Raw genomic sequence first — 11,424 nt, forward strand, 5'->3', positions numbered from 1 at the left:
GCTCAACCCGAACTCAGAAACAGACCACAACATATATCGCCGTTTCGCTTCCTCTTGATTCCCGTTCTGGGAACTACAGTGTCCACCGTTCTGGTGGGCACTCTTTTTATCTGTTTGCGCCAGAGCGCACTTGATTAGGTTGCTAACTTTCACCCCGGTGAAAATCAACAACCGGGTGAAGACGCGCAGGGACTTATCGGATATATTTCCGGCCGCTTTGATAATGGCCGGCAAATAAAGAGTCAATAAAAACCATGTCCCGTAAAAAATACCTGGCGGCGTTCGCCTTCGTGTTGATCGCTGCAACTTCTGCCGCTTACAGCCTGCATCAACGCCCTGTATACAAAGAGCGGCTCCACCTGTGTTTGCCGCCGACGCCTGCAATGTCAAATATCCAGCGGCAGGAACCTACCAGCAGCATCATGGTTAGCGATCGGGTGCTGCTGCTGGCGCATTCGTCCTCTGAGATGCAGGTGACTGAAATCGCCCCCACGCCGGCCTCTGACACCCTGACGGTGTTCTACTCGGGCGATGGCGGCTGGCGTGATCTGGACAAGGAAATATCCGAGATCATGGGCGGTGCAGGTTATCCCGTCATCGGTGTAGATACGTTGCGTTATTACTGGAAGTATCGTTCTCCCGAAGAAAGTGCGGCCGATCTTACTGCCCTGATGGATAACTATCGGCAGCGCTGGGGTATCAAACATTTCGTATTGGCCGGCTATTCATTTGGCGCCGATGTATTGCCCGCTATTTATAATCGTCTGCAGGAAAAAGACAAGAACGCCGTCAGCAGCATCCTGTTATTAGCCTTCGCCCGCAAAGGCAGTTTTGAAATTCATCTGGATGGCTGGATCAAAGACAATAACAATGGCATCGAAACAGGATCCGAAATGGCCAAACTCCCGGCCAGCAAGGTGTTGTGCGTGTATGGCGTGAAAGAAAAGAAGAAAAGCGGCTGCACCGACACCACGATCGTGGGTGAGGTTATGCAACTACCGGGCAAGCATCACTTCGACCGCGACTACAACTCCCTGACATTGAAGTTGCTCGAAGCGATCAAGCACAGAAATACCACCGCTGTGCTTTGACAGATCGAGCGACGGCCTGCGGCGCTGATGGACGAGCGCCCGGGTTAACATCCGGAAAGTGCACTCTGTGATAGCCATTAGCCTTTACCTCATTGATCTTGTCCAGTCTGTGACATAGCGCCTGCCGGGTGATACATGACATGGCGCTATGTGTCGTAACTGCTACCTTCTCGTTCAGCACTAAAAAACAAGAAGGGACTTCTCAATGTTCAAAGCCACCCGGCACTGGCCATTTGCGGCCTGCCTGCTGTCACTCGCTTGCTCCTCGGCAATGGCCGCCTCCTCCCCCTATTCGACGATGATCGTGTTCGGTGACAGCCTGGCCGACGCCGGGCAGTTTCCCGATGCAGGCGGACCTCCGGGTTCCACGCTGCGCTTCACCAACCGCGTAGGTCCGACCTTTCAGAATGGCAGTGGCGAGGTCTTCGCCCTCAACTCCTCGACATTGCTGGGCGGTTTGCTTGGGGTCGCACCCGGCGACCTGCAAGCCTCGACCTCCCCGGTGCGCGCCGCCCAAGGCCTGGCCGACGGCAATAACTGGGCGGTCGGCGGGGACCGGACGGACCAGATCCTCGCCGCGATCACCACACAATCCCAGGTCGCCAACACCGACACCACGACCGGCGTGACCACGGTTTTCCGCAGCAGGCCAGGGTATCTGGTGGAAAACAACTTCCGCGCCGATCCGAACGCCCTTTACTACCTTACCGGTGGTGGCAATGACTTCCTGCAAGGCCGCGTGCTCAGCCCTGGCCAGGCGGCAAGCGCCGCCAACAACCTTGCCGATAGCGCGCAAGTGCTGTCACAGGCAGGGGCGCGTTACATCATGGTCTGGCTGCTGCCTGACATTGGCCAGACCCCCGCGGTGTTCGGCACACCGTTGCAAGTGCCATCGACGCTGCTCAGCGGGGTGTTCAACCAGCAACTGGTCAGCCGCTTGGGGCAGATCAACGCTGAGGTCATCCCACTTAACGTGCCCGGCCTGGTTCGCGAGGTGCTTCAGGAGCCGGCGCGTTACGGCCTGGCGGCTGAACAGAATCTGGTGGGCACCTGTTTCAGCGGCGACAGCTGCACGGCGAACAGCGTCTATGGGATCAATGGCCTCACGCCTGACCCGACCAGACTGCTGTTCAACGATGGCGTGCATCCCACCGTTGCGGGCCAGCGTCTGATCGCCGATTACGGTTACTCGATTCTCTCGGCGCCGTGGGAAATCACCCTGCTCCCGGAAATGGCCAACGGCACCTTGCGCGCGCAGCAGGATGAATTGCGCAGCCAGTGGCTGGCTGACTGGGGCAACTGGCAACAGGTCGGTGAATGGCGAGCCATTGTCGCCGGTGGCGGTCAGAAGCTCGACTTCGACGCGCAAAGCAATTCCGCAAGCGGCGACGGACATGGCTACAACCTGACGCTCGGTGGCAGCTACCGCTTTGCCGAAGACTGGCGCGCCGGTCTGGTGGCGGGCGCCTATCGGCAGACGCTGGAGGCCGGTCCCCGGGATTCGGACTACAAACTCAACAGTTACATCGCCACCGCTTTCGTGCAGTTTCAGGCAAATCATTGGTGGGCTGACCTGGCCGCCTCTGGCGGGAAACTGGACTACGACAACCTCAAGCGCAAATTCGCCCTGGGCGTGAGTGAAGGCGCGGAAAAAGGCGACACCGATGGCAACCTCTGGGCGCTCAGCGGACGGTTGGGTTATGACCTCGCGCAGCAGAGCAGCCGCTGGCATGTCTCGCCTTTCATCAGTGCTGACTATTCCCGCATCGAGGTCGATGGCTATTCGGAAAACAGCAACCGATCCACGGCGCTGAACTACGACGACCAGACCCGCCGGTCAAAGCGTCTGGGTGCGGGGTTGCAGGGCAAATTCGATATCACGCCGCAGACCCAGGTGTTCGGCGAGGTGGCCCATGAGCGCGAGTTCGACACCGATCAGCAGGACGTGACCATCGCCCTGAACAGCGTGCCGGGGGTGGATTTCAATCTGCAGGGGTATGAACCGCAGCGCAGCCTGAATCGGGCGAGCGTGGGGGTGAGCCAGAAACTGGCCCCGGACCTGACGTTGAGGGCCGGTTACAACTGGCGCAAGAATGATGACGTGACGCAGCAAGGGGTGAATCTGGCTGTGAGTCTGGATTTTTAATCCTGAAGGCTGACACAGCGGTCGCGGGCAAGCGCGCTCCTACAGTCCGGCGATGATCTTGTAGGAGCGCGCTTGCCCGCGATAGCGTCGTGTCAGGCAGTTAATGCGTCAATGACACACCGCGGTCGCGGGCAAGCGCGCTCCTACAGAAGGGATGGGGTCAGGCTTGGGGCTCTTGTTCCGCCAGCGCCACCGCGCGGAACATCGCGCGGCGTTTGTTCAGGGTTTCTTCCCACTCCAGGGCCGGCACCGAGTCGGCAACGATGCCGCCGCCGGCCTGAACGTGCAGTTCGCCGTTCTTGATCACCGCCGTGCGTATGGCAATGGCGGTGTCCATGTTGCCGTTCCACGCCAGGTAGCCCACCGCGCCACCGTAGACGCCACGCTTGACTGGCTCCAGCTCGTCGATGATTTCCATCGCACGAATCTTCGGCGCGCCCGACAGAGTGCCCGCCGGCAGGATCGCCCGCAGCGCGTCCATTGCCGTCAGCCCGCTTTTCAGCTGGCCGGTGACGTTGGAAACGATGTGCATCACGTTGGAATAACGCTCGATAACCATTTTCTCGGTCAGCTTCACCGAACCGATTTCCGAGACGCGGCCAGTGTCGTTGCGCCCCAGGTCGATCAGCATCAGGTGCTCGGCGATTTCCTTGTCGTCGGACAGCAGATCGACTTCCAGCGCGTGGTCCGCTTCTTCGGTCGCGCCACGCGGGCGGGTGCCGGCAATCGGGCGCACGGTAATCAGGTTGTCCTCGACGCGCACCAGCACTTCCGGCGAGCTGCCAACGACGTGGAAGTCGCCGAAGTTGAAGAAGTACATGTACGGCGTCGGGTTGAAGCAACGCAGCGCGCGGTACAGGTCGATTGGCGCGGCCTTGAAGTCGATGGACATGCGCTGCGACGGCACCACCTGCATGCAGTCGCCCGCCAGGATGTATTCCTTGATGGTGTCGACGGCTTTCTCGTAGTCGCCTTGGGTGAAGCTGGAACGGAACACCGGGTCAGCCGCTTGCGGACGAGTCAGGTCCAGGCCACGACGCGGAGTGATCGGCTGGCGCAGCTTCTCCATCAGTTGCTCCAGACGCGCCAGGCCACTTTCGTAGGCTTCGGGCTGCGCAGGATCGACCAGCACGATGGCGTGCATCTTGCCCGCCAGGTTGTCGAAGACCACGACCGCGTCGGAGACCATCAGCAGGATGTCCGGCACGCCCAGCGGGTCCGGGTTCGGGCATGCACCCAGACGCGGTTCCACATAACGCACGCAGTCATAGCCGAAGTAACCCACCAGCCCGCCATTGAAGCGCGGCAGGCCAGGAATGGTCGGGACGTTGTAGCGCGCCTTGAAGGTTTCCACGAACTCCAGCGGATCTTCGGCTTCCAGGCGTTCGATCTCGGTGCCGTCCTGGGTCACGCTGATGGTGTGCCCATGTACCCGCATCACGGTGCGGCATGGCAGGCCGATGATCGAGTAACGCCCCCACTTCTCGCCGCCTTGCACCGACTCCAGCAGGTAGGAGTTGGGCTGGTCGGCCAGCTTGAGGTAGATCGACAGCGGCGTGTCGAAGTCGGCCAGGGTTTCGTAGGCAAGCGGAATGCGGTTGTAGCCTTCAGCGGCCAAACGCAGGAATTCTTCGCGGGTCATGATGAGCAGCCTCGTGGTCTGAGGTAAAACGGTCAGGTGTGCAAACGCGCCGCGCAAGCGGCCAGAGTCAAGTCAGGCGCGCCAACGCCAGCGGGCCAGGGCCTTGATGACTTTCATCCAGAGTTTGCGGGTGACCACCACGATGGATTCTCTAAAGGAGGGAGATTGAACGTCGGGCAACGTTATCTCAGCCCCAAGATCTAAGCAACCCGGAATCAGTTTGCGCAAATCGTCGATCACCAGCGCAGGCGATTCCTCGGCGATCGGACGGCCGTGGTTGTAGCCGTAACTCAACGCGACACAGGCCACGCCAGCGGCTTTGGCGGCGAGCACGTCATTGCGCGAATCACCCACGAACAGCGATTGCGAACCTGGCGCGCCGGCCATTTTCATCACGAAAAACAGCGCAGCCGGGTCGGGCTTCTGCTGGGGCAGCGTGTCACCGCCGACGATCCAGCGGAAGAACCGGCCCAGTTTCATCTCATCCAGCAGCGGCGCGACGAAGCGCTCCGGCTTGTTGGTGATCAGGGCCATTTCCACGCCCTGCTTCTGCAGCCATTTCAGGGTTTCACGCACGCCGGGGTAGACCACGGTCAGCGAGTGATTGTCGCTGTAGGCTTCCATGAAGATGGCCAGCGCTTGTTCGGTCGAAGCTTCATCGACCGAGGAGTGATCCATGTCGTTGGCCAGCGCGCGGCGCACCAGCACCCGCACGCCGTTACCGATCCAGTTGCGCACCCGCTCGATACCGGCGGGTTCACGCCCCAGTTCGATCAGCGTCTTGTCCACGGCAGCAGCCAGATCCGGCACCGAGTCGATCAGCGTGCCATCCAGATCGAACATGATGAGTTTCGGCAGACGACCCGGAAACAGCTGCTCGAAGCCGCTCATCAGCGGGACAACGCCAGTTCTGCACGCATTTTTTCAATGACCTCTTTGTAGTCGGGCGCATTGAAGATAGCTGAACCTGCCACGAAGGTATCGGCACCAGCGGCGGCGATTTCGCGGATGTTGTTGACGTTGACCCCGCCGTCGATTTCCAGGCGGATGTCACGACCCGACGCATCGATCAACGCCCGCGCTTCGCGCAGTTTGTTGAGGGTGCCGGGGATGAATTTCTGGCCGCCGAAGCCTGGGTTGACGCTCATGAGCAGGATCATGTCGACCTTGTCCATGACGTATTCGAGCAGGTTCAGCGGGGTCGCCGGGTTGAACACCAGGCCCGACTTGCAACCGCCCTCGCGGATCAGTTGCAGGGAGCGGTCGATGTGCTGGGTCGCTTCCGGGTGAAAGGTGATGTAGGTCGCGCCAGCTTCGACGAAGTCGCCGATGATGCGATCGACCGGGCTGACCATCAGGTGCACATCGATGGGCGCGGTGATGCCGTACTTGCGCAGCGCCGAACAGACCATCGGACCGATGGTCAGGTTGGGCACGTAATGATTGTCCATGACGTCGAAGTGAACGATGTCGGCGCCGGCGGCCAGGACATTGTCGACTTCCTGGCCCAGACGGGCGAAATCGGCGGACAGAATCGACGGAGCAATAGCGAAGGGCTGCATGACGCACCTTTGTTGAGCGAAATCACGGTGGCGCGCATTGTACTCCAAGAGGCTGGAACGTGGCTTGTGTGGTGGATGAATGCGACGACACCCCAATACTCTGCGGGACCCGCAGCGACCGGCTGCGGGCAAGTGCATCAATCATGCGAACGACATCTTGTAGGAGCGCGCTTGCCCGCGAAAGCGTCGTGTCAGGCACCCTCTTAATGTCTGACACATCGCCATCGCGGGCAAGCGCGCTCCTACAGGTACCGGTCAGGTCACTCCACCACTGCGGTGCGCAATTTCTCGCTGCGTCCGCGCAGCCATTCCAGCACCAGCAACAGCACCACCGAGAAACCCACCAGCATGGTGGCTGCCGCGGCGATGGTGGGGCTCAGGTTTTCGCGGATACCGCTGAACATCTGCCGCGGCAAGGTCGCCTGCTCGGGGCCAGCGAGGAACAGCGTCACCACCACTTCGTCGAACGAGGTGGCAAAGGCGAACAGCGCACCGGAGATCACCCCCGGCGCAATCAGTGGCAGCGTCACGCGGCGGAAGGTGGTCACCGGTGAAGCGCCAAGGCTCGCCGCCGCACGCACCAGGTTGTAGTTGAACCCCTGCAGCGTGGCCGACACGGTGATGATCACGAACGGCACACCCAGCACTGCGTGCACCAGGATCAGCGAGGTGTAGCTGTTGCCCAGGCCCAGCGGGGCGAAGAACAGGTAGCTGGCGACACCAATGATGACCACCGGCACCACCATCGGCGAGATCACCAACGCCATCACCAGCGACTTGCCGGGGAAGTTGCTGCGCGTCAGGCCAATCGCTGCAAGCGTGCCGAAGCCCATGGCCAGCACCGTGGCGGCCGGGGCGACGATGAGGCTGTTCTTCAGCGAGCGCATCCACTCGGCCGAGTTGAAGAAGTCCTGATACCAGTGCAGCGAGAAACCCTGCAGCGGATAGACCAGGAAGCTGCCGGAGTTGAACGACAGCGGCACGATCACCAGCACCGGCAGCACCAGGAACAACAGAATCAGCCCGCACAGGATGCGCAGCGTGTAGTGCCAGACGCGCTCGACGGGCGAGGAATAAGGACTCAGCATGTTTCTCTCCTCAGCTCAGGCGCAGGCGGCTGGCGCCGACCAGCCAGCTATAGATCAGGTAAAGCACCACGGTCGCCAGCAACAGCAGGCCGCCCAGGGCCGTCGCCATGCCCCAGTTGATGCTGGTGTTGGTGTAGAACGCCACGAAGTAACTGACCATCTGATCGTTCGGGCTGCCCAGCAGCGCCGGGGTGATGTAGTAGCCGATGGCAAGGATGAACACCAGCAGACAGCCCGCACCGATCCCGGCGTAGGTCTGCGGGAAGTACACCCGCCAGAAGCTGGCGAAGGGGTTGCAGCCCAGGGAAATCGCGGCACGCATGTAGGTCGGCGAGATGCCTTTCATCACGCTGTAGATCGGCAGGATCATGAACGGCAGCATGATGTGGACCATCGAGATGTACACGCCGACCCGGTTGAATACCAGCTCCAGCGGCTTGTCGATAATGCCCATCGCCATCAGCGCGCCGTTGATCAGGCCACCCGATTGCAGCAAGACGATCCACGCGGCGACCCGCACCAGAATCGAGGTCCAGAACGGCAACAGCACGAGAATCATCAACAGGTTGCTCTGCCGCGCAGGCAGGTTCGCCAGCAGGTACGCCAGTGGGTAGGCCAGCAGCAGGCAGATCACGGTGATGACCAGGCCCATCCAGAAGGTGCGGGCGAAGACGTCGATGTAGATCGCTTGATCCGGGGTCGCGGGCGCCACTTCACCAAGGTCATCGATGCGGTGGTCGACAGCGGCCAGCAGGTAATAGGGGGTGAAGCTTGAGGTGTTGCGACGCACAGCCTGCCAGTACGCTGGATCGCCCCAACGTTCGTCGATGGCTTCCATGGCGTCTTTGTAGGAAGCAGGTTCTTCCTTGAAAGGGAGCGCGCGGGCAGTTTTCGCAAGCAGGCTGCGGTAGCCGGCCAGCTCCTGGTTCAGGCGTTTGGACAGATCGCCCAGGGCCTGGTTTTTGCGGGCATCGGCCAGGTCCTGGCTCGCGGCCTTGTACACCGCCTCAGGGGGCAGGCCTTTGCCGTCCCACTTGGACACTTCGACCACCGTGAGCGGCATGCCGCCAACCACTTCAGGGTTGCTCACGCTTTTGTAGAGCAGCGCCGCAATCGGCACCAGAAATACCAGCAGCAGGAAAATCGCCAATGGCGCGATCAACGCCTGAGCCTTCCAGCGGTTGACGCGCTCGGCACGGGCCAGGCGTTGCTTCAAGGTCGGGCTGGCGCCTTCAGTCAGGGGCACGGCGGTGGCCATAGCGAACTCCGAAAATCTTTGAACGAGGGGTGCGTCCCCTGCCCCGCCGCATAGGCAAGACAGGGGATAGAGCCGGGTAAATCAGCTTACTTGGCAGCCCAGGAGTTGAAACGCTGCTCCAGGTTTTCGCCGTTGTCGGTCCAGAAGCTCACGCTCAACTGCACCTGATCCTTGATGTTTTCAGGGGTGGTCGGCATGTTTTTCTGGTTGTCGGCGGTCAGCAGGCTGACAGCCTGGGAGTTGGCCGGGCCGTAGGCGATGTTCTCGGAGTAGGTCTTCTGCTGTTCAGGCTTGAGGGTGTAGGCCAGGAATTTCTTGGCTTCCTCGACGTTCTTCGCGCCCTTCGGAATCGCCCAGGAGTCGAAGTCGTAGACGCCGCCGGTCCAGACGATTTTCAGGTTGCTTTCTTTCTGCACGGCGGCGATACGGCCGTTGTAGGCCGAGCTCATCACGACATCACCCGATTGCAGGAATTGCGGCGGCTGGGCACCGGCTTCCCACCACTGGATGTTCGGCTTGAGTTCGTCGAGTTTCTTGAAGGCGCGGTCCTGGCCATCTTTGCTGGCGAGCACTTTGTAGACGTCTTTCGGCGCGACGCCGTCAGCCATCAGAGCGAATTCCAGGGTGTACTTGGCGCCTTTGCGCAGGCCACGTTTGCCCGGGAATTTCTTGGTGTCCCAGAAATCGACCCAGCTGGTCGGCGCGGTTTTCAGTTTGTCGGCGTTGTAGGCCAGCACGGTGGACCACACGAAGAAGCCCACGCCGCAGGTCTGGATGGCGCCCGGCACGTAGTCTTCTTTCTTGCCCAGGATGGCCGGATCGATCTCTTCGAACATGTCTTCGTCGCAACCGCGAGCCAGTTCCGGGGATTCGACTTCCACCAGATCGTAGGTCACGCTCTTGGTGTCGACCATGGCTTTGACCTTGGCCATCTCACCGTTGTATTCGCCGGCAATGATCTTGCCGCTGCCTGTCTTTTCCCATGGGGCGTAGAAGGCTTTTTCCTGCGCTGCCTTGTTCGCACCACCGAAGGAAATGACAGTCAGATCGGCGGCCATGGCTTGCGCCGCGCACATCATGCCGACCGATAAGGCGGTGAGCTTCAATGTCTTGAGCATTTGTTTTTCTCTCCACGAACGATTTGTGTAAGCGTTGGGGGCGATGGGTTCGCCTCTGGGTGCTTCTTTTGCGACTACAGCGTTTGAATCAATGCGCTTCCTGCAAAGGGTCCAGCGCGCGGGCGTGCTCGACCTGCCATCCAATGGGCACAACGTCGCCAACGCTCAACGCCGGGTCCAGCTCGGCGATGGGTTGCTTGACGAAGAAATCGGTTTTGCCAGCCACTTCCAGGCGCACCCGTACGTGGTCGCCCAGGTAGATGAACTCGGCCACGCGGCCAGAGAAACGGTTCACGCAACTCTCGCTGCGGCCGTTGAGGTTCACCCGCTCAGGGCGAATCGACAGGGTGACCGGGCTGCCCGGCGCACCGACGTTCACTGCCAGCGCCTCGACTTTTTCGCCACGGGTCAGGGCCACCTGGCAGCGGTCGCCGGTCTGGCTGAGCAAGGTGCCGTTGATGCGGTTGTTCTCGCCAATGAAGTTGGCGACGAAGGTGTTTTTCGGCTCTTCGTACAGGGTACGTGGCGGGGCGATCTGCTGGATTTCGCCCTGGTGGAATACGGCCACGCGGTCCGACATGGTCAGGGCTTCGCCCTGGTCGTGGGTCACGTAGACGACGGTGACGCCCAGGCGCTGGTGCAGGTGCTTGATCTCCATCTGCATGTGTTCACGCAGTTGTTTGTCCAGCGCGCCGAGAGGTTCGTCCATCAGCACCAGTTGCGGCTCGAACACCAGCGCACGGGCCAGGGCCACACGTTGCTGCTGGCCACCGGACATCTGCGCCGGGTAACGATGGGAAAGCGCGCCGAGCTGCACCATGTCCAGCGCCTTCTTCACTTTCTCGGCGACGTCGGTCTTGCTCATGCCACGCACCGACAGCGGGAACGCCAGGTTCTCGGCGACCGTCATGTGCGGGAACAGCGCGTAGTTCTGGAACACCATGCCGATGTCGCGCTTGTGCGGTGGCACGTTGTTTATCGAACGGCCAGCCAGCAAGATCTCGCCCGCGGTCGGGGTTTCGAACCCTGCGAGCATCATCAGGCTGGTGGTCTTGCCGGAACCCGAAGGCCCGAGCAGGGTGAGGAATTCGCCTTTGCGAATGTCCAGGTTGAGGTCTTTGACGATCAGAACTTCGCCGTCGTAGCTCTTCTGCACACCACGAAAGCTGACCAGAACATCACTCGCCCCAGCGCTAGAATCGACGTTGCTCATTACCCACACCCTTGTTTAATCAAACGTGGGAACAAGCCTAGATCAGCCTGAAAACCGCGCAAATCGGGGGGTAGGAGAGATTCGCCTAGGCGCGGTGGAAGACCTGGGGTAGGGATTGCCCTACACGGATGGCGGGGATAGGTATGTGGTCAAAGAGATGATTTTTGCCTGCTCCGGCCTCGTCGCGGGCAAGCGCGCTCCTACAGGGGGGGGGGGGGGGTTTTTTGTGGGGGGGGTGCCCCCGCCCCCCGTAAAAAAAAAAAACCAAGGTGGTTTTTTTTGAAGCCCCCAAAACAACCAATTGGT

9 protein-coding genes are annotated in these 11,424 nt (G+C 60.7%); 2 read left to right on the plus strand and 7 right to left on the minus strand.

What is annotated here, in order from left to right; genetic code table 11:
- Positions 1-254 precede the first annotated feature (254 nt).
- Together ACIPO9_RS17855 and estP are read left to right on the plus strand one after the other, a co-directional pair.
- Positions 255-1,091 (plus strand): virulence factor family protein, encoded by an 837-nt coding sequence (locus ACIPO9_RS17855; protein WP_400782521.1) that lies wholly within the window; start codon positions 255-257, stop codon positions 1,089-1,091.
- Between the two features lie 205 nt (positions 1,092-1,296).
- The gene (estP, locus tag ACIPO9_RS17860) at positions 1,297-3,237 is read left to right on the plus strand and encodes an esterase EstP (RefSeq protein WP_400782524.1); all 1,941 of its coding nucleotides are present in this window, start codon (positions 1,297-1,299) and stop codon (positions 3,235-3,237) included.
- A gap of 160 nt (positions 3,238-3,397) precedes the next feature.
- On the opposite strand, the gene trpE is transcribed toward estP, so the two are convergent.
- The 7 genes from trpE to ACIPO9_RS17895 all read right to left on the minus strand — a co-directional run bounded on the left by trpE (position 3,398) and on the right by ACIPO9_RS17895 (position 11,118).
- Positions 3,398-4,879, minus strand: coding sequence for an anthranilate synthase component I (gene trpE, locus ACIPO9_RS17865; protein ID WP_400608597.1), 1,482 nt, complete (start codon positions 4,877-4,879; stop codon positions 3,398-3,400).
- Positions 4,880-4,951: 72 nt separating this feature from the next.
- The gene (locus ACIPO9_RS17870; protein ID WP_274136454.1) at positions 4,952-5,770 is read right to left on the minus strand and encodes a phosphoglycolate phosphatase; all 819 of its coding nucleotides are present in this window, start codon (positions 5,768-5,770) and stop codon (positions 4,952-4,954) included.
- On the minus strand, positions 5,770-6,441 hold the full coding sequence (gene rpe, locus ACIPO9_RS17875; protein WP_400608598.1) for a ribulose-phosphate 3-epimerase: 672 nt from the start codon (positions 6,439-6,441) through the stop codon (positions 5,770-5,772). The genes ACIPO9_RS17870 and rpe overlap by 1 nt, the downstream gene beginning before the upstream one ends.
- Before the next feature lie 260 nt (positions 6,442-6,701).
- Positions 6,702-7,529 carry an ABC transporter permease gene (locus tag ACIPO9_RS17880; protein ID WP_400782525.1) on the minus strand — a complete coding sequence of 276 codons (828 nt, stop codon included), beginning with the start codon at positions 7,527-7,529 and terminating at the stop codon, positions 6,702-6,704.
- Positions 7,530-7,539: 10 nt separating this feature from the next.
- Positions 7,540-8,787: an ABC transporter permease gene (locus tag ACIPO9_RS17885; protein ID WP_400782528.1), complete on the minus strand. Its 1,248-nt coding sequence runs from the start codon at positions 8,785-8,787 to the stop codon at positions 7,540-7,542.
- An 86-nt stretch (positions 8,788-8,873) separates the two neighbouring features.
- Positions 8,874-9,905 (minus strand): polyamine ABC transporter substrate-binding protein, encoded by a 1,032-nt coding sequence (locus ACIPO9_RS17890; RefSeq protein WP_274136783.1) that lies wholly within the window; start codon positions 9,903-9,905, stop codon positions 8,874-8,876.
- 88 nt (positions 9,906-9,993) lie between these two features.
- Complete coding sequence (locus ACIPO9_RS17895; protein WP_274136782.1) at positions 9,994-11,118, minus strand: ABC transporter ATP-binding protein; 1,125 nt, start codon at positions 11,116-11,118, stop codon at positions 9,994-9,996.
- Between the last annotated feature and the right edge of the window lie 306 nt (positions 11,119-11,424).

It is taken from the genome of Pseudomonas sp. NPDC090203, from assembly GCF_044746765.1.
GTDB classification, from domain to species: Bacteria; Pseudomonadota; Gammaproteobacteria; order Pseudomonadales; family Pseudomonadaceae; genus Aquipseudomonas; species Aquipseudomonas putida_AD.

Excerpts from the sequence above, each read along its gene's own strand:
- ACIPO9_RS17855 (WP_400782521.1), top strand. The coding sequence starts at position 255 with ATGTCCCGTAAAAAATACCTGGCGGCGTTCGCCTTCGTGTTGATCGCT.
- estP (WP_400782524.1), top strand. The coding sequence starts at position 1,297 with ATGTTCAAAGCCACCCGGCACTGGCCATTTGCGGCCTGCCTGCTGTCA.
- trpE (WP_400608597.1), bottom strand. The coding sequence starts at position 4,879 with ATGACCCGCGAAGAATTCCTGCGTTTGGCCGCTGAAGGCTACAACCGC.
- ACIPO9_RS17870 (WP_274136454.1), bottom strand. The coding sequence starts at position 5,770 with ATGAGCGGCTTCGAGCAGCTGTTTCCGGGTCGTCTGCCGAAACTCATC.
- rpe (WP_400608598.1), bottom strand. The coding sequence starts at position 6,441 with ATGCAGCCCTTCGCTATTGCTCCGTCGATTCTGTCCGCCGATTTCGCC.
- ACIPO9_RS17880 (WP_400782525.1), bottom strand. The coding sequence starts at position 7,529 with ATGCTGAGTCCTTATTCCTCGCCCGTCGAGCGCGTCTGGCACTACACG.
- ACIPO9_RS17885 (WP_400782528.1), bottom strand. The coding sequence starts at position 8,787 with ATGGCCACCGCCGTGCCCCTGACTGAAGGCGCCAGCCCGACCTTGAAG.
- ACIPO9_RS17890 (WP_274136783.1), bottom strand. The coding sequence starts at position 9,905 with ATGCTCAAGACATTGAAGCTCACCGCCTTATCGGTCGGCATGATGTGC.
- ACIPO9_RS17895 (WP_274136782.1), bottom strand. The coding sequence starts at position 11,118 with ATGAGCAACGTCGATTCTAGCGCTGGGGCGAGTGATGTTCTGGTCAGC.